Genomic DNA, 23,514 nt, shown 5'->3' on the forward strand with positions numbered 1-23,514 from the left:
TCCGGTCAGGGACGCGGACCCGCGGTGCCGCCACCACGTCAGTGTCGGCCGAAGACTCCAGCCGGCGGATCAGTCGCTCAGCGAGGCCACGTACGGTGCCAGCTTGGCCGGGTTCATCACCCACATGAGCCGGCCGATGCCGTCCGCCGAGATGTCGGCGGTCAGCAGGGCGACCGGCTGCTCGCCGGACGAGACCAGCACGGCCGACCGGCCGTTCGCCTCGACCCACCGGGTCTCCGCCCGCGGCCAGAAGCGCGGAGCGAAGGCGACGAGATACCGCGAGACGTGCGGCCGTCCGACGACCGGGATCCTGGACGCGCCGCGGATTCCGTTCCCGTCCGAGTAGCTGACGACGTCGGCGGCGAGCACGCCCTCCAGTACCAAGAGGTCGCCCGTCCGCGCCGCGGAGAGGAAGACCTCCAGCAGCCGCCGATGGGCTTCCGGGGTGACGGGTTCCTTGCGTTCGGCGGCCAGGTGCCTGCGGCCCCGGCTCACCAGCTGACGGGCGTTGGCCTCGGTGGTCTCCAGGATCTCGGCGACCCGCCGGTAGGGGTAGTCGAACGCCTCCCGGAGCACATAGGCGGTTCGCTCCACGGGATTCAGCTTCTGCAACAGCAGCAGGACCGCCATCTCCAGGGCCTCGGCCCGTTCCGCGCCCAACTGCGGGTCCTGCGCGGTGTCGACGGGTTCGGGAAGCCAGGGCCCGACATAAGACTCCCGGCGTGCCCGCGCCGACTGGGCCACATTGATCGCCAGCCTTGTGGCGACCGTGGTCAGGAAGGCGGCCGGTTCACGGACCTGCGCACGGTCGGTGTTCTGCCACCGCACCCAGGTCTCCTGCACGACGTCCTCGGCCTCCACCGCGCTGCCCAGGATCCGGTACGCGACGCCGAAGAGCTGCGGCCGCGCCGAAAGGAAGTCCTTCGTGGCTCGATCGAGGCTGCCGGGCTGGGCGCCAGCGCGCATGGGTCGTCCCTTCTGGCTTCGGGCGCCCCATGCTACAAGCGGCTGCGTACGGATCTCCTGGTCTATGACGGTTCTCCGCCCCGGCCGGGAGTCCGGACCGCCGCCGCCCACGAGACCCTGACCGACGACGCTCCGAGCCCCCACCACACCACGGCGCACGGCCGTCCCGCGAGCGCCTCGACGACGGAAGCCGTGATCACCGTCCGCCGAGCAACCGTCCCCTCGGCTCCGCCGACGGTCGTCGACGCATGCCCTGCCCGCGCTCCGGGCCGCCACGGACACGGCGTACCGCGTCACCAGGGGGGCGTATACGGCGTGCCCGGCACCGAGTGCCGGATCCCGGGGATCCCGAGCCGTCCCGCCCACCGTCACGGGGACGGGCAGCCCGGGACGGCGGGACCCTACGTGGGCCGGACCGCCCGGGCCGCGTGGCAGGGCCGGCCGCTCACGCGCCGGCCCGCCCGGAGCGCGGTCAGTGATCCCAGACGGCCGGTACGAACCGGAAGGCGTTCCCCGCGACGGCTACGTGGCAGACGGAAGGGAACGACAGGTGGGTGGCCACCAGTTGCTCGCCGCTCGCGGCCAGCTCCTTCAAGAGGCGGATCCGGACGCGGGCCGACTCCTCGGGGTCGTGGTCGAAGCCGTTGTGCCACTCGGGGTTGTCGAACCCGCACTGGAACACGGCGTCACCGGCGAATGTCAGCCGGTCGCCGCCGGACTCCAGCCGGACGATGCTGTGGCCGGGGGTGTGACCGCCGGTGCGGCAGATCCTCACTCCCGGCGCCACCTCGTACTCCGTCTCGAACGGCCGCAGTTGACCGCGGTACACCTCCAGGAACCGCGAGGCGGTCGTCCGGAGCACGCTCGGCACCGGTGCCGGCATGGCGGTGCGGGAGAAGTCGGGCGCCGCCCAGAACTCGGCCTCCGCGGACGCCAGATGGACCCGCAGGTCCGGGCGGAGCCGGCCCCTCAGACCGTCGACGAGCAGCCCGCCGATGTGGTCCATGTGCAAGTGGGTGAGCACCACGTCGGTCACGGACGCGGGATCGATCCCTGCGGCGTCCAGCCGCAGGGCCAGCTGCCCGGCCCGCGGGAAGCCCGGAAACTCCGTCCCCAGCCCGGAATCGACGAGGACGGTCCGGCCGCCGCTGCGCACCACGGCCACATTCAACGGCCAGTCGAGCACCTCCGGGGACAGGAACATGTCACTGAGCCAGGCCGACAGGTCGGCCGTGGCGGCGTTGGTGGCCAGCGTCACGGGGGAGATCGGCAGCACCCCGTCGCTGATCATCAGCACGTCGATGTCACCGACCTTCAGCGCGTAGCGCGACGGAACCAACTCTTCGTTCCTCGGAGCATCCGTGTGTGCGATGTCGACCCGGCTCATGTCGTCCTCCTCTTGAAGCGGTGACCGAAGTCATCGACGGCGTGATGGTCACACCGTCCGGTCATCCCTTCAGTCCGGACGGCGGCCCGCTTTGTGACAGCCGCCCCTGCGGTGGGCGGCGGTGCCGGGTGACGCCGGCGCGACGGCTCGGGCCTCCCTCCCCTGCTGTCACGCTTGGTTGCCATGCTCACTTCATGCTCGAGGCCGGGGACCGGAAGCCGGAGGCGCCTCGTGTCACTCGGCGAGCGGGTACGGTGCAGCATCTCGAAGATGCCTGCCTCTGCGTGCCACTGAGCCGGCGGGGCGACCCGGCGATCGCGGAGCGGGCCCGTGACCGACGGGCCCCGACGGCAAGGGGGATCGCCCTCCTGTCGGAGCGCTAACGGCCGCTGAAGAAGTCGGTGAGGGCGGTGGCGACGGCCTCGGGCTGTTCCTCGGGGATGTAGTGACCGGCGTCGGGCACGAGGACGCCGGTCACGTTCTCGGCCCACGGGCTGAGGGAGGCCGCCATGTCCGGGATCGAGCCGTGGCTGCCGGAGATTCCGAGGACGGGCACGGTCAGTCGTCGTCGCTCGAGTGCCGCGCGGTTCTTGCGCGCGGACTCGGCGGCGTCGCGGTAGTGGGCGAGGCCGGTGCGCAGGCCGCCGTCGACGGCGAGGGCCGCGCCGTAGTGTTCGAGCTCTGCTTCCTCGAACGCGTCGGGCGCGAGGGACTTGGTCTTCAGGAACCAGCTGACGTACTCCCGCTCGCGGCCCACGATCAGCGTCTCGGGCAGGCCGGGCACCACGTGGAACGCGAAGTGCCAGGTCTTGAACGCCAGAGCCGGGTCGAGGGGGACCGCTTCCGGCATGGTGACACCGGGAATTCCGGCGTCGAGCAGCGCGACCCCGCGCAGCCGGCCCTCGTGGTTCAGGGCGAGGGAGAAGGCGACCCAGGCGCCGATGTCGTGCCCGGCGAGCCAGTAGTCCCGCACGCCGAGAGCGTTCACGGCGGCCTGGATGTGCGCGGCGACCGTGTGCGTGTCGTAGCTGAGCTCCGGATGCTCGGAATTGCCTTGGCCCGGCCGGTCGATCGCTATGACCCGGAACCGGTCGGCGAGAGCGGGCATGACCTTCCGCCAGGCCCACCATGTCTGCGGGAACCCGGTGAGCAGGACGACGGCCGGTCCGTCCGGCCGGCCGCCTTCGACGGCGTGCAGGCGGATGCCGTCGGCGTCGACCCAGCGGTGCGTGAATCCGGCCAGGTCTTGCAGGGGCAGGGCGGGGACGGGGTTGGTCATGGGAATCCTCCATCGAGGCGCGTGGACCGTGAGGCGACGCTAGCACGTCTTGAACTGATCAGTTCAAGATGGGAGGATGGGCCGCATGGCAGGCAAGAAGCAGTTCGACATGGACACGGTGCTCGACGCCGCGATGATCCAGTTCTGGCGCTCCGGCTACGCCGACACCTCGCTCGACGACCTGTCCCGGGCGACCGGCCTGAACCGCAGCTCGATCTACTCCTCGCTCGGCGACAAGGACGCGCTCTTCCTCCGCTGCCTGGATCGCTACGCCACGCGCTACGGCGACAAGTACGACGCCGCCCTGTCGTGCGCGGCCGAGGACCCCGTCGCCGCCGTCCGCGCGTTCTTCGACGTCACCCTGGGGCGCATCGCCGATCCCGCCGTGCCCGACGGATGCCTGATGGCCCAGTCGGTCATGGCGAGTCCGGCGCTGAGCCCGGGCGTCGCGGAGCGTGTCAAAGAGTTGTTCGGCCTCCAGCGCCCGCGCCTGCGCACCGCGCTGAAGGCCGGCGGAATGTCCGACGAGGAGGCCGAGGACTTCGCCGTACACGTAGCGGCCGTGAACCAGTCCCTCGCGGTGATGGGCAGGGCCGGGGCGAGCCCGGAGCAACTCCGGGCGATCGTCGGCGTGACCGTCGACGCGCTCGCGCGGGCGCTGAGGCCGGTCGGATAGCCGGCGTATCAAAATCCCGAACGGGTGGGACCGGCGCTCTCTCACCCCCAGCGTGCTGAGGGCTCGCCTCGGCCTTGGTTGTTGCACTGTGCGGGTCGGGGTGTCGGAGTACTGCTGGAGCTGGAGGAGCCCGTGGTGGCGCCGGCGTGATGGCTCGGGCGTCCGTCCGCGGCTGTCACGCTTGGTTACTATGCTCACTTCGTGCCTTGAGGCCGGAGCCGGGGGCCTCCGGCGTGATCGATGGACTGCTGGGGAGGGAGCGACATGAGCGTGCCGGTCGAAACTCCCCAGATTCTCCCCAGGGCTCATCGTGGACATATGCACGGACTGCAGCGCCTTGGACGGGATCATGGAATGCGAGGCCAGCGAGTGGGGAGCCTTCGGAAGTGCTGAGAGAAGTCACCGCGACCCGCTACATCGAACCCTTGCGCTCGGGTGGCTCCGTCCCCGGTGTCGTCGAGGCCGATGACCTCGGCACGTATGTCGTCAAGTTCACCGGGTCCGCGCAGGGGCACAAGGCGCTGGTCGCCGAGGTCATCGTCGGGGAACTCGCCCGGGCGCTCGGTCTGCGCTTTCCCGAGCTGGTGCTCGTGCACTTCGACCCGGCCATCGCCGCCGCCGAGCCGCACCAGGAGGTGCGTGACCTGCACGGCGCCAGCGCGGGGGTGAACCTCGGCATGGACTGTCTGCCGGGGGCCCGGGACTTCACCCCGGAGATCGCCCGGACGTTCCCGGTGGACCCGCTGGAGGCCGGCCGGATCGTCTGGCTGGACGCGCTGACCGTCAACGTCGACCGTACGGTCCACAGCTCCAACCTGATGGTCTGGCCCACGCTCGGCACCGCGCCGGCCCGGCTCTGGCTCATCGACCACGGCGCCGCCCTCGTCTTCCACCACCGCTGGGACACCACGACCCCGGGCCGGCGGTACGACTTCCGGCACCACGCCCTCGGCCACTACGGCCCCGATGTGCGCGCCGCCGACGCCGAGCTGGCGCCCCGGGTGACCGAGGAGCTGCTGCGCGGGATCGTCGCCGAGGTGCCGGACGCCTGGCTCGCCGAGGACGCCGGGTTCGCCACGCCCGACGACGTCCGGGACGCCTACGTCGGCTATCTGCTGGACCGGGTGCGGCTCTCGGCCGAGTGGCTGCCCACCGACTTCCCGAGCCGCGAGCAGCTGGCCGCCGAGGAGGCCGCCCGCGCGGCCCGCACCCAGGCGGGCCGCCCGGACTGGCTGAAGCGCGTCCCCGACCTGCACGGCAAGCCGGCGGCGGAGCAGGACTGGTCGGCGCACCTGGGGTGAGCCGGGACACGACCGGGATGCGACGAAGGGCCCGGGGGGAAGCCCCCGGGCCCATGCGTGGCGGTGACGGTCAGCCGCGCAGCCGCTCGTACGCCGGCAGGGTGAGGAAGTCGGCGTAGTCCTCGTCCAGGGACACCTGGAGCAGCAGGTCGTGCGCCTCCTGCCAGTGGCCGGCCGCGAAGGCCTCCTCGCCGATCTCCTTGCGGATGGCGTCGAGTTCCTCGGCGGCGACCTTGCGGGCCAGCTCCGGGGTGACCTTCTCGCCGCCCGCGAACTCGACCCCGGCGTTGATCCACTGCCAGATCTGCGAGCGGGAGATCTCGGCGGTGGCCGCGTCCTCCATCAGGTTGAAGATGGCGACCGCGCCGAGCCCGCGCAGCCAGGCCTCGATGTAACGGATGCCGACCTGGACGGCGTTGACCAGGCCCTCGTACGTCGGCTTCGCGTCGAGCGAGTCGATGGCGATCAGGTCGGCCGCCGCCACGCGCACGTCCTCGCGCAGCCGGTCCTTCTGGTTGGGCTTGTCGCCGAGGACCTTGTCGAAGGACTCCATGGCGATGGGCACCAGGTCGGGGTGGGCGACCCAGGAGCCGTCGAACCCGTCGTTCGCCTCACGGTCCTTGTCGGCGCGGACCTTCTCGAAGGCCACCTTGTTGACCTCCGGGTCCTTGCGGGACGGGATGAAGGCCGCCATGCCGCCGATGGCGTGCGCGCCGCGCTTGTGGCAGGTGCGGACCAGGAGTTCGGTGTACGCCCGCATGAACGGGGCCGTCATCGTGACCGCGTTGCGGTCCGGGAGGACGAACTTGGCGCCGCCGTCACGGAAGTTCTTCACGATGGAGAACAGGTAGTCCCAGCGGCCGGCGTTCAGCCCGGAGGCGTGGTCGCGCAGTTCGTAGAGGATCTCCTCCATCTCGTACGCCGCCGTGATCGTCTCGATCAGCACGGTGGCGCGGATGGTGCCCTGCGGGATGCCGACGTAGTCCTGGGCGAAGACGAACACCTCGTTCCACAGCCGGGCTTCGAGGTGCGACTCGGTCTTGGGCAGGTAGAAGTACGGGCCCTTGCCGAGGTCGAGCAGCCGCTGGGCGTTGTGGAAGAAGTACAGGCCGAAGTCGACGAGCGCACCGGGGACCGGCGTGCCGTCGGCGTCGACGAGGTGCCGCTCGGTCAGGTGCCAGCCGCGCGGGCGCATGACGACGGTCGCCAGTTCCTCGTTCGGCCGCAGCGCGTACGACTTGCCGGTGCGCTCGTCGGTGAAGTCGATGTTCCGGGTGTAGGCGTCGATCAGGTTGAGCTGGCCGAGGACGACGTTCTCCCAGGTGGGCGCGGAGGCGTCCTCGAAGTCGGCGAGCCAGACCCGCGCGCCCGAGTTGAGCGCGTTGATGGTCATCTTCCGGTCGGTGGGCCCGGTGATCTCGACGCGCCGGTCGTTCAGCGCGGCCGGGGCCGGGGCGACCTTCCAGGAGTCGTCCGCGCGGACGGCGGCCGTCTCCGGCAGGAAGTCGAGGGTGGAGGTGCGGGCGATCTCGGCGCGGCGCTCGGCCCGGCGGGCGAGGAGTTCGTCACGGCGCGGGGTGAACCGCCGGTGCAGCTCCGCCACGAAGGCGAGCGCCGCGTCGGTGAGGACCTCCTCCTGCCGGGGCAGGGGCTCGGCGTCGACGATGGCCAGCGGGGACGGCGCTGGTGCGGACATGAGCTGTCACTTCCTTCAGCGGTGGCACCGGGTGCCAAGTGGCACGAATAGGACAGACAGCGCCCACTGTGCGGTCGGACGCTTCTGAACAGTGGATAGTAGTTTCCTCATCGTGGAACTTCAATGGTCTGTTGACGTCGAGATTCTCTGAGTCGAGCGAAGGTGGCGCTGGGTGCCACCCCGTTCACTCAAGGTGGCTCAGGTCCGCCTCGGTGTCGATGTCGTACGGCTCGGCCACGTCCCCGCACTCCACGAGCCGCAGCTCCGCCCGGTGCGCCCGGAGATAGGCCCGGGCCCCGCGGTCGCCGGTGGCCGTCTCGGCGATGCCCGCCCAGTGCGCCGCCCCCAACAGCACCGGATGGCCGCGTACCCCGTCGTAGGCGGCCGAGACCAGCGACCGCTCGTCCCGGTAGGCACCCAGCACCCGGGCCGCCGCGGCCGGTCCGATGCCGGGCTGGTCGACCAGGCCCGCCAGCGCCGCGCGCACCCCCGTGCCGGCGAGCGAGGCCAGTCCCGCGCGCAGCGAGGAGCCCATGCCCTCGGTCCAGTCCGGGTTGTCCACCAGCACACAGCCGTCCAGTCCGGCGCGGGCCCGCACCTCGTCCGCCGCCGCGCCCAGCACCACATGGATCCGTCCGCACCCGGCCGCGCGCAGCACCTCCACCGCGTGCTCGACCAGGGGCCGCCCGCGGTGCGTCAGCAGCGCCTTGGGGCGTCCGCCGAGCCGTCGGCCACCGCCGGCGGCGAGCAGCAGCCCCGCGACCTCCCCGTGAAGTTCCCGGTTCTCCGTCATGGCTCCTGCATACCCGGCGACGACGGCAACCGGCCGCGCTGCCGAGGTCCGGCGGCGATGGAATCCGGCCGCGCTCCCGGAGCCGGCGGCGACGGAAACCGGCCGCGTGCGCGGTGCCGGTTCCGTTGGGCTGAATTTCGGTCCGCGCTGTGGCGCAGGGGCCCGGAGGTGGCGTTTACTGGCCCGCGCACAAGGGCGTGCCGACGGGGAGGGCTGTGTTGCGGAGCTTGGGGCAGAGGCCGGTGACCGGCATCGACGAGGACCCGAGAGTGGCGGAATTGTGTACCGCCGTGTCCCGGCTGCGCCGCCAGCTCGCGGCGTTACCGGCGGACTTCCCCGACCGGGCGATAGCCGAGGACGAGCTGGCGGCCCTGGCCGCGATGGCCGCCGGAGGAGTCCCGGAGATCCCGCGGCTGCGCGCCTCCCTGCTGCTGATCGCCGGCGCGATCGGTTCGATGAGCGCGCTGGCCCGGGGGCTGTCGCAGGTACGCGCCGCCGTGGACCTGTTCGGCGAGCCGCCGCGGGCCTAGCCGGCCGCCGACAGGGGGGTGGCCAGGCTTCGGCAGGGTTGTGGGGGTGCGTCGCCGGGTGGCGGTCGGGCGTCAGTCGGGCCGTGGCCGGGCTTCGACCGGGGCATGGCCAGGGGGGCGGCCGGCTTGTGATCGGGTGTCGGCTGGGGTGTGGTCGGTGTCGGCCGGGTCTGGTCGGGTGTCGGCTGGGGTGTGGTCGGTGTCGGCCGGGTCTGGTCGGGTGTCGGCTGGGGTGTGGTCGGTGTCGGCCGGGTCTGGTCGGGTGTCGGCTGGGGTGGGGTCGGTGTCGGCCGGGTCTGGTCGGGTGTCGGCTGGGGTGTGGTCGGTGTCGGCCGGGTCTGGTCGGGTGTCGGCTGGGGTGTGGTCGGTGTCGGCCGGGTCTGGTCGGGTGTCGGCTGGGGTGTGGTCGGTGTCGGCCGGGTCTGGTCGGGTGTCGGCTGGGGCGTGGCCAGGTGTCGGCCGGATCGTGATCAGGCGTTGGCCGGGGCCTGGCCAGGTGTCGGTGCCGGGCGGATCGTGGTCGGGTGCCGGGGCGGCCGTGGGTCGGCCGGGGTGTGGTGCGGGGGCGTCCCGGGTCCTGGTCAGTCGCTGTTCCGGCAGCCCGGTGCCGCCGGGATCTCACGGCACCGCTGGTCCTCGTGGGACTGCCGCGCGGCCCCGCCGACGACGATCAGGCAGACCACGGCGGCCATGAGGCCCTGGGTGACCACGGTCACGACGGCCCCGGCCCGCGCGGCGATCACGGCCGCCACGAGGGCGACCGCCCCGACCGCGCCGGCGGCGATCAGGTAGTCCCACAGCGGGTCGGCCGTGACGGTCGATGCCGGGTCCAGGTCGAACCCGGAGCGCCACCACAGGCCGAAGATCACGACCAGGGCGGTCAGTTCGAGGAACACCAGCCCGCAACCGGCACCGATGTCGGCACCCCGGTCGGCGTGCCGGTGCGGCCCGGGGTCGCCGGTGGCGTCGAAGGCCGGCGGGGCGACGGGGAGATCCATGCCGCCACGTTGCCCGCAAGGCGCCCGGGGCGCATGAGTACGGCTACTCGGCCGAACGCGGGACAGTGGCCGGTCGGCCTCCCCGACGCCGAGCCGCTCACCCCTGGTTCTGGCTGGCCAGGGCCGCGGAGAGTTCGCGGGCGATCTGCTGGAGCACCGGCACGATCTTCTCCGTGGCCGTCTCCGTGACCCGTCCGGCCGGCCCCGAGATGGAGATGGCCGCCGCCGTGGGGGAGTCGGGCACGGACACGGCGAGGCAGCGGACCCCGATCTCCTGCTCGTTGTCGTCCACCGCGTAGCCCATCCGCCGTACCTCCTCCAGCGCCGCGAGGAACCCCTCCGGCGTGGTGATGGTCTTCTCGGTGGCCGCGGGCATGCCGGTGCGGGCCAGCAGTGCGCGCACCTCGTCGTCCGGGACCCCGGCGAGCAGCGCCTTGCCGACGCCGGTGGAGTGCGGCAGGACCCGCCGGCCCACCTCGGTGAACATCCGCATCGAGTGCTTCGACGGGACTTGGGCGACGTACACGATCTCGTCGCCGTCGAGCAGCGCCATGTTGGCCGTCTCGCCGGTCTCCTCCACCAGCCGGGCCAGATACGGCCGGGCCCAGGTGCCGAGCAGCCGGGAGGCGGACTCGCCGAGGCGGATCAGGCGGGGGCCGAGCGCGTAGCGCCGGTTGGCCTGCTGGCGTACATAGCCGCAGGCGACCAGCGTGCGCATCAGGCGGTGGATGGTGGGCAGCGGCAGGCCACTGGCCGCGGACAGTTCGCTCAGGCCCACCTCGCCGCCCGCGTCCGCCATCCGCTCGAGCAGGTCGAAGGCGCGCTCCAGGGACTGCACCCCGCCTGCGGCGGGGGGCTTGGCGGAGTCGGTGGTGCTGGCGCTGGACGTCGGCACGGCGCGTTCCTTTCGGGACTGGCGGGAGAGCAGAAGCCTACCCGGCAGTCGGTTGACTCCCCGCTTGTACGTAGCTACGTTCTGCTTGTTGGAATTCTAATTCCGCTTTGTGGAAACGTCCAGAGTGGGTGTGCCCCGCGCGCCCCCTCGAAGGGTGCCTCTTGACGGCGGAGTAGGGGAAGTGAAGACTCCTTCAACAGAACGTTGAAGTCCGTTACGTGGGTGTAAATCCCGTTTCCTGGGTGTGAACAACGGCGGTATAGAGAGGGGTTCGGGTGTCCGACGCTGAACTGGTGCTGCGCTCGACGCGGGTGATCACTCCGGAGGGCACGCGGGCCGCCACGGTCACCGTGTCCGGCGGGAAGATCACGGCCGTCCTGCCGTACGACGCCGAGGTTCCGGCCACGGCCCGGCTGGAGGACGTCGGCGACCACGTGCTGCTGCCCGGCCTGGTCGACACCCATGTGCACGTCAACGACCCGGGCCGTACCGAGTGGGAGGGCTTCTGGACCGCCACCCGCGCGGCGGCAGCCGGCGGCATCACCACTCTGATCGACATGCCGCTCAACTCCCTGCCGCCCACCACCACGGTCGAGCACCTGCGGATCAAGCAGGACGTGGCCCGGGACAAGGCGCACATCGACGTCGGCTTCTGGGGCGGCGCCCTGCCCGACAACGTCAAGGACCTGCGCCCGCTGCACGACGCCGGCGTCTTCGGCTTCAAGTGCTTCCTCTCCCCGTCCGGCGTGGACGAGTTCCCGCACCTCGACCAGGACCGGCTCGCCCAGTCGATGGCCGAGATCGCCGGGTTCGATGGGCTGCTCATCGTGCACGCCGAGGACCCGCACCACCTGGAGAGCGCCCCGCAGCACGGCGGCCCCAAGTACGCCGACTTCCTCGCCTCCCGCCCGCGCGACGCCGAGGACACCGCCATCGCGAACCTCGTCGCGCAGGCCCGGCGCCTGAACGCCCGCGTGCACGTGCTGCACCTCTCCTCCAGCGACGCCCTGCCGCTGATCCGCGCCGCCCGCGCCGAGGGCGTACGCGTCACGGTGGAGACCTGCCCGCACTACCTCACCCTGACCGCCGAGGAAGTCCCGGACGGCGCCAGCGAGTTCAAGTGCTGCCCGCCCATCCGCGAGTCCGCCAACCAGGACCTGCTGTGGGAGGCCCTGGCCGACGGCACCATCGACTGCGTGGTCACCGACCACTCGCCCTCCACCGCCGACCTGAAGACCGACGACTTCGCCACTGCCTGGGGCGGCATCTCCGGTCTCCAGGTGAGCCTGCCGGCGGTGTGGACCGAGGCCCGCAAGCGCGGCCACACCCTGGAGGACGTCGTCCGCTGGATGTCCGCGCGGACCGCCGAGCTGGTCGGCCTGACCCGGAAGGGCGCCATCGAGGCCGGCCGCGACGCCGACTTCGCCGTCCTCGCCCCCGACGAGACCTTCACCGTCGACCCGGCCGGCCTCCAGCACCGCAACCGGGTCACCGCCTACGCCGGCAGGACCCTGTACGGCGTCGTCAAGTCCACCTGGCTGCGCGGCGAACGCATCGTCGCCGACGGCGAGTTCACCGAACCGAAGGGGACGCTGCTCAGCCGGACCCGCTGAATCCCACCCACCGAGCCCCGAAAGGAAGAACTGATCACCGTGACGGCGATACCCAGCTTCACCGGCGACGCGAACCCCTACGGAGGCGGCGACCCGTACGCGGACTACCGCACCGCCGACTTCCCCTTCACCCAGTACGCCAACCTCGCCGACCGGCAGCTCGGCGCCGGTGTCATCGCCGCCAACGACGAGTTCTTCGCCCAGCGGGAGAACCTGCTGGTGCCCGAGCGGGCCGAGTTCGACCCCGAGCACTTCGGCCACAAGGGCAAGATCATGGACGGCTGGGAGACCCGGCGCCGCCGCGGTGTCTCCGCCGAGCACCCCTGGCCCACCGCCGAGGACCACGACTGGGCGCTGGTCCGCCTCGGCGCGCCCGGGGTGATCCGCGGCATCGTGATCGACACCGCCCACTTCCGCGGCAACTACCCGCAGGCCGTCTCCGTCGAGGGCGCCTGCGTACCCGGCTCGCCGTCGCCCGGGGAACTGCTCGGCGACGACGTGAAGTGGACCACCCTCGTCCCGCGCACCCCGGTCGGCGGCCACGCGGCCAACGGCTTCGAGGTCACCGTCGAGCAGCGCTTCACCCACCTGCGGATCAACCAGCACCCCGACGGCGGCATCGCCCGCCTGCGCGTGTACGGCGAGGTCGTCCCGGACCCCGAGTGGCTGGCGGCCCTCGGCACCTTCGACGTGGTCGCGCTGGAGAACGGCGGCCAGGTCGAGGACGCCTCCAACCTCTTCTACTCGCCGGCCACCAACACCATCCAGCCGGGCCGCTCGCGCAAGATGGACGACGGCTGGGAGACCCGCCGCCGCCGCGACCAGGGCAACGACTGGATCCGCTACCGGCTCGTGGCCCAGTCCGCGATCCGCGCCGTCGAGATCGACACCGCCTACCTGAAGGGCAACAGCGCCGGCTGGGTGTCGGTGTCCGTCCGGGACGGCGAGGACGGCGAGTGGACCGAGGTCCTGCCGCGCACCCGCCTCCAGCCCGACACCAACCACCGCTTCGTCCTGCCCGAGGCGGCGGTCGGCACGCACGCGCGGATCGACATCTTCCCCGACGGCGGCATCTCCCGGCTGCGCCTGTTCGGCTCGCTGACCGAGCGCGGCGCGAGCGGCCTGGCCGCCCGCCATCAGGAGCTGGGCGGCTGATCCCCGCTCACGCGCGCGTGGGGCGCCCCGGCCGGACAGCACCGGGGCGCCCCCGCGTCACCCTTCGGGACCCGCGTACCGCCGGTCCGGAACTCTTCCGTCCACCTGACGCGTTCTTTCTGACGTGACCCTTCAGCAAGAGATCGTCGGCAACGCCATGCAGATGGCGGTCGTCAACCTGCGTCCCGGCCAGACCGTGTACTGCGAGGCCGGGAAGTTCCTGTTCAAGACGGCGAACGTGACCATGGAGACCCGGTTGTCCGGCCCGTCGGGCGGCGGCGGACAGCAGCAGGGCGGCTCCGGCGGCATGGGCGGGCTGCTGCGCCAGGCCATGGGCACCGCCATGCAGGTCGGGCAGCGCATGCTCGCCGGTGAGTCGCTGGCCTTCCAGTACTTCACCGCCCAGGGCGGCGAGGGCACGGTCGGCTTCGCGGGCGTGCTCCCCGGGGAGATGCGCGCCCTGGAGCTGGACGGCACGCGCGCCTGGTTCGCCGAGAAGGACGCCTTCGTGGCAGCCGAGTCCAGCGTCGAGTTCGGCATCGCCTTCGCGGGCGGGCGCACCGGCATGAGCGGCGGCGAGGGCTTCATCCTGGAGAAGTTCACCGGGCAGGGCACGGTGATCATCGCCGGCGCGGGCAACTTCATCGACCTGAACCCGGCGGACTTCGGCGGCCGGATCGAGGTCGACACCGGCTGTGTGGTCGCCTTCGAGGAGGGCATCCAGTACGGCGTCCAGCGCGTCGGCGGCCTCAACCGCCAGGGGATCATGAACGCCGTCTTCGGCGGCGAGGGCCTGTCCCTGGCCACGCTGGAGGGCAACGGCCGGGTGATCCTTCAGTCCCTCACCATCGAGGGCCTGGCCAACGCCCTGAAGAAGGCCCAGGGCGGCGACAAGCAGGGCCCGACCGGCGGACTGTTCTCCACCCACGCCGGCTGAGCCTCGGCTTACGCCTGCTGGGCCACCCGTCCGCCGCGACGACCGGGGCCCGGCCGCGGCGGGCCGGGCCCCGGGGTGTCGCGCCGTTCCTCGGGCCGGCCCCGTGGGGGAGGGGCTCAGCAGCCGTAGTCGATCAGCTTGAACGAGGCGTAGTGGTCCGCCGTGTAGTAGTCCTCCTGGTACTGCTGACCGGTGACGATGCGCCGGGCACCGCGGGTGGAGGAGCCCGGGGTGATCACGGTGTACTCGTGGTAGTAGCCGGCCGTGTGGCTGGGCAGGACGCCTTCCCGGTTCTGGAAGACGCTCCCGTCCTGGGAGTACGGATACGGGCCGCCCTGTTCGATCAGTTCCAGGGTGTCGTACGCCTGGGCGGGCAGGCTGCCGTAGCAGATGCTCCCGACCGAGGCCGTCCCGGCGTCAGCCGTGGTGGCGGTGACGGTGCCGCCCACGAGGAGGGCGGACAGGAGGGCGGCCGCTGCACCGATGCGCGTCGCGCGTGGGGGGAATCTCATGGCCTCATCATGACGCGCGTAGAACATGGCATGTCAATGTCAATCACGGATTGTTCGCCGGTACGTCCGATGATTTTTCCGGGGGTTAACCTACGGCCGTTTCCGGCTGTCCGCCGCGGCGAACAGGGCGAGCGCCAGCACCACGAGCGCCACGCTCGCGTAGACCTCGTAGCCGTCGAGGAAGCCCAGGCGCTGCACCAGGCCCACCCGCCAGTCGGTGAACTCGTGCACCAGGCCCATGACGCCCTGCACCAACGCGATGAATCCGACAAGTTCCAGTAGCTGCTTCACCCGGCGACTCTCGCCCGGCGGCGGCCTCCCGCGCATCGGCCGCGCGGCGAGCGCGCACCGCCGAAAGACGCCGCTCCGCGGCGGCGGACCGCGCCGAAAGTTCACCGGCGGTGCGACTTCGGTCGGTGCCGCCGGTCGTACGGTCGCCGATCCCGGTCCGGGGCGGCGGCGGAGCGCGGACCCCGCATAGATTTGCCGACCGTGAGCGACGACGAGCGGACGCGGGCGCCGGGTGGGTTCACGGGACGCCGGTGGCTGTTCCCGTCCGCGCTGATCCATGAGCTGGACCCGGACGCCGGGTCCTCGGGACGACGGCCCCGGCGCACCGCGCGGGACTGGGTCGTCGACTTCTCCTGCTTCCTCCTGGCCGTCCTCATCGGCCTGGCGGCGGCGCGGTCCCTGCCCGAGGAGACCGGCCTGCCGCGCTCCCTCGCCATCCTCGACCAGGTGCTGGGCGCCCTGTCCTGCGCCGCCGTCTGGCTGCGCCGCCGGTGGCCGGTCGGGTTCGCCGTCGCGATGTTCCTGGTCGGCCTGCTGTCCAACTGCTCGGGCGGCGCCGCCATGGTCGCCCTGTTCACGCTCGCCGTGCACCGGCCCTTCCGGTACGTCGCCTGGATCGGCGGCGCCGGCCTCGCGCTGGTGCCGCTGCTGTACTGGGTGCGGCCCGACCCCGACCTGTCCTACACCGGTGTTCTCGTGTTCATCACGCTGCTCACCGTGTCGATCACCGGCTGGGGCATGTTCGTCCGCTCCAAGCGGATGCTGATGCTGAGCCTCAGGGACCGGGCGCACCGGGCGGAGACCGAGGCCCGGCTGCGCGCCGAGCAGGCGCAGCGGCTGGCCCGCGAGGCCATCGCCCGCGAGATGCACGACGTGCTCGCCCACCGGCTCACCCTGCTCAGCGTGCACGCGGGCGCCCTGGAGTTCCGGCCGGACGCGCCCCGCGAGGAGGTCGCGCGGGCCGCCGGGGTGATCCGGGAGAGCGCGCACGAGGCGCTGCAGGACCTGCGGGAGATCATCGGCGTGCTGCGGGCCGGCGACGGAGAGGAGCCCTCCGGCGGGCGGCCCCAGCCGACGCTGGCCGCGCTGGACGCCCTGGTCGCCGAGTGCCGCGAGGCAGGGATGAAGGTCACCCTGGACCATCGCGTCGCCGACCCGGCCGCCGTCCCCGCCTCCGTCGGCCGCACCGCCTACCGCATCGCCCAGGAGGCCCTGACCAACGCCCGCAAGCACGCCCCAGGCACGGAGGTCACCGTCCGCCTGACCGGTGCCCCCGGCGACGGCCTGACCCTCACCGTCGCCAACCCGGCACCGCCCGCCGAGGTCCCGCCCGTCCCCGGCTCCGGCCAGGGCCTGATCGGCCTCACCGAACGCGCCACCCTGACCGGCGGCCGACTCCGGCACGGCCCGCGGCCCGACGGAGGCTTCGAGGTACAGGGGTGGCTGCCGTGGCCGCGGGGGTGAGGGGCCTGGGGAATCGGCCGTCTCGGGCCGGAGGTGCTTCGGGGATTCGCTTCCGGGTGCGGGTGCCTCGGGGATCCGGCGCCCGGGGCTGAGGGGGCCGCGGGGACCCGCCGTCCGGGGGCCGGGGACACTTGGGCATTCGCTTCGGTGCGCGGGAGCTTCGGGAATCCGCCCGGCTGCGGGCGCCTCGGGGGATCAGCCGTCCCGGGGCGTGGGCGCCTCGGGTTGCGGGTGCTTGGAGGGATCTGCCGTCGGGGGCTGCGGACGCGTGGGGGGCGGGGATCCGATGTTCGGGGCCGGGGACGTTTGTGGGAGGTTCGCTCCTGGTTGCGGGTGCCGTCGTGCATTCGCTGTTACGGGCCGGCGACGCTTCGGGGACCCGCCCGGTTGCGGACGCCTTGGGCATCCGCCGTCCCGGGGAGGGGGTGCTCCGGAAATCCGCCCTCGGCTGGGATCGCTTCGGAATCCGCCCCCAGACCGCGGGCGCCTCGGAGGACCAGCCGTCCCGGGCCGCAGGCGTCCCGGGAATCCGCCGGCCCGGTCCGTCGGCCGTGATTACGTAACCCCATGACTGCGACGCCGATCAGACTGCTCCTCGTGGACGACGACCCCCTGGTACGCGCCGGTCTGGCGCTGATGATCGGCGGGGCCGGGGACATCGAGGTCGTCGGGGAGGCCGCCGACGGCGCGGAGGCCGAGGAACTGGTGCGGCGGACCCGGCCGGACGTCGTCCTCATGGACATCCGGATGCCGGCGGTGGACGGGATCACCGCGACCCGGCGGCTGCGCGCGCGGCCCGACGCGCCGCAGGTCGTGGTGCTCACCACCTTCCACGCCGACGAACAGGTGCTGCACGCGATGCGCGCCGGCGCCGCAGGCTTCGTGCTGAAGGACACCCCGCCCGCCGAGATCGTCGACGCCGTGCGCCGGGTCGCCGCGGGCGACCCGGTGCTGTCGCCCGCGGTCACCCGGCAGCTGATGCGGCACGCGGCCGGCACCGCCGCCGACGCCCGGCGGACCCGGGCACGCGAACGGCTGGCGGTCCTGGGCGACCGCGAGCGGGAGGTCGCCGTCGCCGTCGGGCGCGGGCTCGCCAACGCGCGGATCGCCGCGGAGCTGTTCCTCAGCGTGGCCACCGTCAAGGCCCACGTCTCCCGCGTCCTCGCCAAGCTCGGCCTCGACAACCGGGTGCAGATCGCGCTGCTGGTCTACGACGCGGGGCTGCTGGACGGCGACGAGGAGGGAGGCGCCGGCACCGACGGTTTCCAGGGCGCCGGCTGAACCGGTCGCCGGAAATCGCCGCCGGAACCGACCCGCGCCGAATATGTCCGGACAACCTGACTACACGACTTCCCGTCAACCAGGCACCGGACTACGCTCGGCCCCGTGCCGAAACCAGATGTGGGCCCGACCGTGGCGCTCGACCTCCGCGTGGACCGTAGCTCGCCGGTGCCGTTGTACTTCCAGCTCTCCCGGCAGCTGGAGTCCGCCATCGAGCACGGCAGCCTCACCCCGGGCAGCCTGCTGGGCAACGAGATCGAGCTGGCCGCGCGGCTCGGACTGTCCCGGCCGACCGTCCGCCAGGCGATCCAGGCCCTCGTCGACAAGGGGCTCCTGGTCCGGCGCCGCGGCGTGGGCACCCAGGTCGTGCACAGCCAGGTCAAGCGCCCGCTGGAACTGAGCAGCCTCTACGACGACCTGGAGGCGGCCGGCCAGCGCCCCGCCACCCGGGTGCTGGTCAACACGGTCGTACCGGCCCCCGCCGAGGTCGCCGCCGCGCTCGGCGTCCCCGAGGGCGATGACGTGCACCGCGTCGAACGGCTCCGCCTCGCCCACGGCGAACCCATGGCCTACCTGATCAACCACCTGCCGACGGGCCTGCTCGACCTGGACACCGACCGGCTGGAGGCCACCGGCCTGTACCGGCTGATGCGGTCCGCCGGGATCACCCTGCACAGCGCCCGCCAGGCCATCGGCGCCCGGGGCGCCACCGCCACCGAGGCCGAGCGGCTGACCGAGCCCGCGGGCGCCCCGCTGCTGACCATGCGGCGCACCACCTACGACGACACCGGCCGCGCGGTGGAGCTGGGCGACCACACCTACCGCCCGAGCCGCTACTCCTTCGAGTTCCAGCTGCTGGTGCGGTCCTGACCGGGCCCCGGTATTCGATGAGATGTCCGGACAAAGCGACCGTTCCCCGGTCCCCGGTCGTGCCATACCCGGCCGGCATGTCCGATACTGAAGTGTTTGGGGCAGGTGAAATCGCCGCCGGGACGCGCCCACGGTGAGGTCGCCCGCCCCTTATGTACGTCGCGGCAGAGCAGCGGACGTACGTCGGAGCAGAGCAGAAGCGGCAAGAAGGGCACGGCCTCGTGGCACGGTTTCGGACCTGGGTAGGCATAGCGCTGGCGGGGGCACTCTCCGTGTCCCTCGCGGCGTGCAGCAGCACCGGAGGAAAGCGGGCGGAGGACGCCCGCAAGGCCGCCGCCGCCCAGGGCAGGGCGGCGGTGAACACCCCGCGCTGGACCTTCGCGATGATCACCCACTCGGGGGACGGCGACACCTTCTGGGACATCGTCCAGAACGGCGCCAAGCAGGCCGCCGTCAAGGACAACATCAACTTCCTGTACTCCCACGACGACGAGGCCCAGCAGCAGGCCCAGCTGGTGGACGCGGCCGTGGACAAGAAGGTCGACGGCATCATCGTCACCCTCGCCAAGCCGGACGCCATGAAGGCCGCCGTGGCCCGCGCCGAGAAGGCCGGCATCCCGGTGATCACGGTGAACTCCGGCTCCGAGGAGTCCAAGGCCTTCGGCGCCCTCACCCACATCGGCCAGGACGAGACCATCGCCGGCGAGGCCGTCGGTGACGAGCTGAACAAGCGCGGCAAGAAGAAGGCCCTGTGCGTGCTGCACGAGCAGGGCAACGTCGGCCACGAGCAGCGCTGCGACGGCGTCGCCAAGACCTTCCGCGGCACCCTGAGCAAGCTCTACGTCAACGGCACCAACATGCCCGACGTGCAGTCCGCCATCGGGGCCAAGCTCCAGGCGGACAGGTCCATCGACTCCGTCGTCACCCTCGGCGCGCCCTTCGCCGACACCGCCGTGAAGGCCAGGACCGACGCGGGCAGCAAGGCCGAGATCGACACCTTCGACCTCAACCCCAGGGTCGCGGCGGCGCTCGAGGACGGCACCCTCGGCTTCGCCGTGGACCAGCAGCCGTACCTCCAGGGCTACGAGGCCGTCGACCTGCTGTGGCTGTACAAGTACAACGACGACGTCCTCGGCGGCGGCAAGCCGGTGCTGACCGGCCCGCAGATCGTCACCAAGGAGCAGGCCGCCGAGCTGGCCGAGTACACCAAGCGGGGTACCCGATGAGCACGGTCACCGACCACAAGCCGCTGGACGAAAGGCTGCTGCCCGCCTCCCCGCTGCGCAAGCTGCTCGCCCGCCCGGAGCTGGGCTCGGTCGTCGGCGCCCTGGCCGTCTTCCTCTTCTTCGCCTTCGTCGCCGACGGCTTCCTGCGCGCCACCAGCCTCAGCACGGTGCTGTACGCCTCCTCGACCATCGGCATCATGGCCGTACCCGTCGCGCTGCTCATGATCGGCGGCGAGTTCGACCTCTCGGCGGGCGTCATGGTGACGTCGTCCGCGCTGATCTCCTCGATGTTCAGCTACCAGATGACGGCGAACACCTGGGTCGGCGTCGGCGTGTCGCTGCTGGTCACCCTGGCCGTCGGCGCCTTCAACGGCTTCATGCTCACCCGCACCAAGCTGCCCAGCTTCATCATCACGCTGGGCACCTTCCTGATGCTGACCGGCATGAACCTGGGCTTCACCAAGCTGATCGACGGCACGGTCTCCACCAAGACCATCGGCGACATGGAGGGCTTCTCCAGCGCCCAAGCCGTCTTCGCCTCCACGCTCACCGTCGGCGGCGTCGACGTGAAGGTCACCATCCTGTGGTGGCTCGGCATGGTCGCCGTCGCCTCCTGGATCCTGCTGCGCACCCGCACCGGCAACTGGATCTTCGCCGTCGGCGGCAACGCGGACGCGGCCCGCGCGGTCGGCGTCCCCGTGGCCCGCACCAAGATCGCCCTCTACATGGGTGTCGCGTTCGGCGCCTGGGTCTCCGGCCAGCACCTGCTCTTCTCCTTCGACGCCGTCCAGTCCGGCGAGGGCGTCGGCAACGAACTGATCTACATCATCGCGGCCGTCATCGGCGGCTGCCTGATCACCGGCGGCTACGGCAGCGCGGTCGGCTCGGCCGTGGGCGCGCTGCTGTTCGGCATGACCAGCAAGGGCATCGTCTACGCCGAGTGGAACCCCGACTGGTTCAAGTTCTTCCTCGGAGCGATGCTGCTCCTCGCGACCCTGCTCAACGCCTGGGTCCGCAAGCGCGCGGAGGCGACCGCATGACCCTCGTCGAGCTGACCGACGTCAGCAAGCACTACGGCACCGTCCGCGCCCTGGAGGGCGTCTCCCTCGAGGTCCACGCGGGCGAGATCACCTGCGTCCTCGGCGACAACGGCGCCGGCAAGTCGACACTCATCAAGATGATCGCGGGTCTGCACCGGCACGACGGCGGCACCCTGCGCATCGAGGGCGAGGAGACCACCCTCTCCTCCCCGCGCGAGGCCCTGGACCGGGGCATCGCCACGGTCTACCAGGACCTGGCCGTCGTCCCCCTGATGCCGGTCTGGCGCAACTTCTTCCTCGGCTCCGAGCCCCGCAAGGGCGTCGGCCCCTTCAAGCGCATGGACATCGACCTCATGCGCCGCACCACCCGCGAGGCGCTGCTGCGCATGGGCATCGACCTCAGGGACGTCGACCAGCCCATCGGCACTCTCTCCGGCGGCGAACGCCAGTGCGTGGCGATCGCCCGCGCGGTCCACTTCGGCGCGAAGGTCCTCGTCCTGGACGAACCGACGGCCGCCCTGGGCGTCAAGCAGTCCGGTGTGGTCCTGAAATATGTGGCCGCGGCACGCGATGAGGGCCTGGGTGTTGTTCTGATCACCCACAACCCGCATCACGCGTATCTCGTAGGCGACAGATTCGTGCTCCTGAGGAGGGGCACGATGGTGGGCAATTACACACGGGACGAGATCACCCTCGACGAACTGACCCGGCAGATGGCCGGCGGCTCCGACCTGGACGCCCTGCGCCACGAACTGCAACGAGACTGAAGGACGCGTCCCCTCCCTCCCCGCCCCGTACGGCACCCGGCGTGAGCGTGCGGCAGAATCGACCAACGATGAGCACCTACCGCGACCTCACCGCCCCCATCGGCTCCCGCCGAGCCCCCGTCCTGCGCACCGTCGGCACCAGGGAGCGCCGGTCCCACCTGACCGCCCCCCGTGTGCCCACGGTCGGTATCGACATCGGCGGCACCAAGGTCATGGCGGGCGTCGTCGACGCCGACGGCAACATCCTGGAGAAGCTCCGCACGGAGACCCCGGACAAGTCCAAGAGCCCGAAGGTCGTCGAGGACACCATCGTGGAGCTGGTCCTGGACCTCTCCGACCGGCACGACGTGCACGCGGTCGGCATCGGCGCCGCCGGCTGGGTCGACGCCGACCGCAACCGCGTCCTGTTCGCCCCGCACCTGTCCTGGCGCAACGAACCGCTGCGCGACCGCCTCGCCAGCCGGCTGTCCGTGCCGGTCCTGGTGGACAACGACGCCAACACCGCCGCCTGGGCGGAGTGGCGCTTCGGCGCCGGCCACGGCGAGGACCACCTGGTGATGATCACCCTCGGCACCGGCATCGGCGGTGCCATCCTGGAGGACGGCCAGGTCAAGCGCGGCAAGTTCGGCGTCGCCGGAGAGTTCGGCCACATGCAGGTCGTGCCCGGCGGCCACCGCTGCCCGTGCGGCAACCGCGGCTGCTGGGAGCAGTACAGCTCCGGCAACGCGCTCGTCCGCGAGGCCAGGGAGCTGGCCGCCGCCGACTCCCCGGTGGCCTACGGCATCATCGAGCACGTCAAGGGCAACATCGGCGACATCACCGGCCCGATGATCACCGAGCTGGCCCGCGAGGGCGACGCGATGTGCGTGGAGCTGCTCCAGGACATCGGCCAGTGGCTCGGCGTCGGCATCGCCAACCTGGCGGCGGCCCTGGACCCGTCCTGCTTCGTCATCGGCGGCGGCGTCTCGGCCGCCGACGACCTGCTCATCGGCCCGGCCCGGGACGCCTTCAAGCGCCACCTCACCGGGCGCGGCTACCGCCCCGAGGCCCGCATCACCCGCGCCCAGCTCGGCCCCGAGGCGGGCATGGTGGGCGCCGCCGACCTGGCCCGGCTGGTCGCGCGCCGGTTCCGCCGGGCCAAGCGGCGCCGGGTGGAGCGCTACGAGCGTTACGAGCGCTACGCCCAGGCCCGCCGCGACCGGGACACCGCATGACGCCCTCGCTGCCCCACCAGGCCGGCCCGCCACCACGCCCGGCCCGGCCCGCCGAGCCCCCCCGGCACAAGGCCCGGCGCCGGGCCCTCACCCTGCTGATCATCGTCCTGCTCATCGGCGTACCGGCCGGCTATCTGGTGATCTCGGCCAACCAGAGCCGCGACAGCGGCAAGGACAAGGAGGCCAAGTACTCCGCGACCGGCCTCACCGCGGGCTGGCCCTCCAAGGTGCAGCGCCGCCTCTACCAGGTGTCCGTCCCGCACCCCGCCGAGGACGTCGCCTACTACGAGACGAACAACTGGAAGACCAGCCGCCTCTACGTCCAGTTCCGCACCAACCCCGCCGGCCTCGACAGCTTCCTGGGGGCCATGGGCGTACGCCGCGAGCAGCTGCGGAAGGACGAGATCACGATCGGCGACCGCGACCGCGAGGTCAGCGGCTGGACCTTCGGCGGGCGCGGCCCCTGGTGGGGGCTGACCCACGAGCAGAAGAACCCCGCACCGACCCAGGACGTGGTCGTCAACCTGTCCGACCCCCAGCTGCCGATGGTGTACGTCGTCTCCCGCACGGTCCCCTGACCAGGCGCCCTGACCGGGCTCCGGAGCCGATTGTCAGACCCCGCC

General features: G+C 71.9%; 23 protein-coding genes. 14 read left to right on the forward strand and 9 right to left on the reverse strand.

Going from position 1 to position 23,514, the window contains the following annotated elements; genetic code table 11:
* Positions 1-69 precede the first annotated feature (69 nt).
* The 3 genes from HB370_RS31375 to HB370_RS31385 all read right to left on the reverse strand — a co-directional run bounded on the left by HB370_RS31375 (position 70) and on the right by HB370_RS31385 (position 3,632).
* Positions 70-966, reverse strand: coding sequence for an RNA polymerase sigma-70 factor (locus tag HB370_RS31375; protein WP_030778050.1), 897 nt, complete (start codon positions 964-966; stop codon positions 70-72).
* Positions 967-1,438: 472 nt separating this feature from the next.
* Complete coding sequence (locus tag HB370_RS31380) at positions 1,439-2,353, reverse strand: MBL fold metallo-hydrolase (protein ID WP_051815404.1); 915 nt, start codon at positions 2,351-2,353, stop codon at positions 1,439-1,441.
* Positions 2,354-2,732: 379 nt separating this feature from the next.
* Positions 2,733-3,632: an alpha/beta hydrolase gene (locus HB370_RS31385; RefSeq protein WP_030778055.1), complete on the reverse strand. Its 900-nt coding sequence runs from the start codon at positions 3,630-3,632 to the stop codon at positions 2,733-2,735.
* An 85-nt stretch (positions 3,633-3,717) separates the two neighbouring features.
* On the opposite strand from HB370_RS31385, the gene HB370_RS31390 reads away from it, so the two are divergent.
* Together HB370_RS31390 and HB370_RS31395 are read left to right on the forward strand one after the other, a co-directional pair.
* A complete protein-coding gene (locus HB370_RS31390; RefSeq protein ID WP_167513049.1) occupies positions 3,718-4,308 on the forward strand; it encodes a TetR/AcrR family transcriptional regulator in 591 nt (196 codons plus the stop codon).
* A gap of 386 nt (positions 4,309-4,694) precedes the next feature.
* On the forward strand, positions 4,695-5,609 hold the full coding sequence (locus tag HB370_RS31395) for a HipA family kinase (protein WP_030778061.1): 915 nt from the start codon (positions 4,695-4,697) through the stop codon (positions 5,607-5,609).
* 70 nt (positions 5,610-5,679) lie between these two features.
* Here HB370_RS31395 and aceB read toward each other — a convergent pair whose 3' ends face one another.
* Complete coding sequence (gene aceB / locus HB370_RS31400) at positions 5,680-7,305, reverse strand: malate synthase A (protein WP_030778063.1); 1,626 nt, start codon at positions 7,303-7,305, stop codon at positions 5,680-5,682.
* A 184-nt stretch (positions 7,306-7,489) separates the two neighbouring features.
* Positions 7,490-8,098 carry a nucleotidyltransferase family protein gene (locus HB370_RS31405; protein ID WP_030778064.1) on the reverse strand — a complete coding sequence of 203 codons (609 nt, stop codon included), beginning with the start codon at positions 8,096-8,098 and terminating at the stop codon, positions 7,490-7,492.
* A gap of 215 nt (positions 8,099-8,313) precedes the next feature.
* Between HB370_RS31405 and HB370_RS31410 the strand changes: the two genes are divergently transcribed.
* Positions 8,314-8,628 (forward strand): DUF5955 family protein, encoded by a 315-nt coding sequence (locus HB370_RS31410; protein WP_078637388.1) that lies wholly within the window; start codon positions 8,314-8,316, stop codon positions 8,626-8,628.
* 581 nt (positions 8,629-9,209) lie between these two features.
* On the opposite strand, the gene HB370_RS31415 is transcribed toward HB370_RS31410, so the two are convergent.
* Positions 9,210-9,626, reverse strand: a complete 417-nt coding sequence (locus tag HB370_RS31415) for a DUF6234 family protein (protein WP_030778068.1) — start codon at positions 9,624-9,626, stop codon at positions 9,210-9,212.
* 97 nt (positions 9,627-9,723) lie between these two features.
* Positions 9,724-10,521 (reverse strand): IclR family transcriptional regulator, encoded by a 798-nt coding sequence (locus tag HB370_RS31420; protein ID WP_030778070.1) that lies wholly within the window; start codon positions 10,519-10,521, stop codon positions 9,724-9,726.
* A 275-nt stretch (positions 10,522-10,796) separates the two neighbouring features.
* Here HB370_RS31420 and allB point away from each other — a divergent pair, with 275 nt between their 5' ends.
* The 3 genes from allB to HB370_RS31435 all read left to right on the forward strand — a co-directional run bounded on the left by allB (position 10,797) and on the right by HB370_RS31435 (position 14,226).
* The gene (gene allB / locus HB370_RS31425; protein WP_030778072.1) at positions 10,797-12,134 is read left to right on the forward strand and encodes an allantoinase AllB; all 1,338 of its coding nucleotides are present in this window, start codon (positions 10,797-10,799) and stop codon (positions 12,132-12,134) included.
* A 39-nt stretch (positions 12,135-12,173) separates the two neighbouring features.
* Positions 12,174-13,289, forward strand: coding sequence for an allantoicase (gene alc, locus HB370_RS31430; protein WP_030778074.1), 1,116 nt, complete (start codon positions 12,174-12,176; stop codon positions 13,287-13,289).
* Positions 13,290-13,413: 124 nt separating this feature from the next.
* Entirely contained in the window at positions 13,414-14,226 is an 813-nt protein-coding gene (locus tag HB370_RS31435) for an AIM24 family protein (protein ID WP_030778076.1), read from the forward strand.
* Positions 14,227-14,342: 116 nt separating this feature from the next.
* On the opposite strand, the gene HB370_RS31440 is transcribed toward HB370_RS31435, so the two are convergent.
* Entirely contained in the window at positions 14,343-14,738 is a 396-nt protein-coding gene (locus HB370_RS31440) for a ribonuclease domain-containing protein (RefSeq protein WP_030778078.1), read from the reverse strand.
* A gap of 90 nt (positions 14,739-14,828) precedes the next feature.
* Positions 14,829-15,029 carry a hypothetical protein gene (locus HB370_RS31445; protein WP_030778080.1) on the reverse strand — a complete coding sequence of 67 codons (201 nt, stop codon included), beginning with the start codon at positions 15,027-15,029 and terminating at the stop codon, positions 14,829-14,831.
* Between the two features lie 192 nt (positions 15,030-15,221).
* Here HB370_RS31445 and HB370_RS31450 point away from each other — a divergent pair, with 192 nt between their 5' ends.
* The 8 genes from HB370_RS31450 to HB370_RS31485 all read left to right on the forward strand — a co-directional run bounded on the left by HB370_RS31450 (position 15,222) and on the right by HB370_RS31485 (position 23,469).
* Complete coding sequence (locus tag HB370_RS31450) at positions 15,222-16,493, forward strand: histidine kinase (protein WP_030778082.1); 1,272 nt, start codon at positions 15,222-15,224, stop codon at positions 16,491-16,493.
* 567 nt (positions 16,494-17,060) lie between these two features.
* Positions 17,061-17,774 carry a response regulator transcription factor gene (locus HB370_RS31455; protein ID WP_037700665.1) on the forward strand — a complete coding sequence of 238 codons (714 nt, stop codon included), beginning with the start codon at positions 17,061-17,063 and terminating at the stop codon, positions 17,772-17,774.
* 132 nt (positions 17,775-17,906) lie between these two features.
* Complete coding sequence (locus HB370_RS31460; RefSeq protein WP_106980595.1) at positions 17,907-18,644, forward strand: GntR family transcriptional regulator; 738 nt, start codon at positions 17,907-17,909, stop codon at positions 18,642-18,644.
* Between the two features lie 221 nt (positions 18,645-18,865).
* Positions 18,866-19,870: a sugar ABC transporter substrate-binding protein gene (locus HB370_RS31465; protein WP_030778087.1), complete on the forward strand. Its 1,005-nt coding sequence runs from the start codon at positions 18,866-18,868 to the stop codon at positions 19,868-19,870.
* Positions 19,867-20,910: an ABC transporter permease gene (locus HB370_RS31470; protein WP_030778093.1), complete on the forward strand. Its 1,044-nt coding sequence runs from the start codon at positions 19,867-19,869 to the stop codon at positions 20,908-20,910. The genes HB370_RS31465 and HB370_RS31470 overlap by 4 nt, the downstream gene beginning before the upstream one ends.
* Positions 20,907-21,677: an ATP-binding cassette domain-containing protein gene (locus tag HB370_RS31475; protein ID WP_030778096.1), complete on the forward strand. Its 771-nt coding sequence runs from the start codon at positions 20,907-20,909 to the stop codon at positions 21,675-21,677. Before HB370_RS31470 ends, HB370_RS31475 begins: the two co-directional genes overlap by 4 nt.
* A 68-nt stretch (positions 21,678-21,745) precedes the next feature.
* Positions 21,746-22,891: an ROK family glucokinase gene (locus tag HB370_RS31480; RefSeq protein WP_030778098.1), complete on the forward strand. Its 1,146-nt coding sequence runs from the start codon at positions 21,746-21,748 to the stop codon at positions 22,889-22,891.
* Positions 22,888-23,469, forward strand: coding sequence for a hypothetical protein (locus tag HB370_RS31485; protein ID WP_030778100.1), 582 nt, complete (start codon positions 22,888-22,890; stop codon positions 23,467-23,469). The genes HB370_RS31480 and HB370_RS31485 overlap by 4 nt, the downstream gene beginning before the upstream one ends.
* Positions 23,470-23,514 lie beyond the last annotated feature (45 nt).

This window comes from Streptomyces sp. DSM 40868 (assembly GCF_011820545.1).
In the GTDB taxonomy this organism is placed as follows: Bacteria; Actinomycetota; Actinomycetes; order Streptomycetales; family Streptomycetaceae; genus Streptomyces; species Streptomyces eurythermus.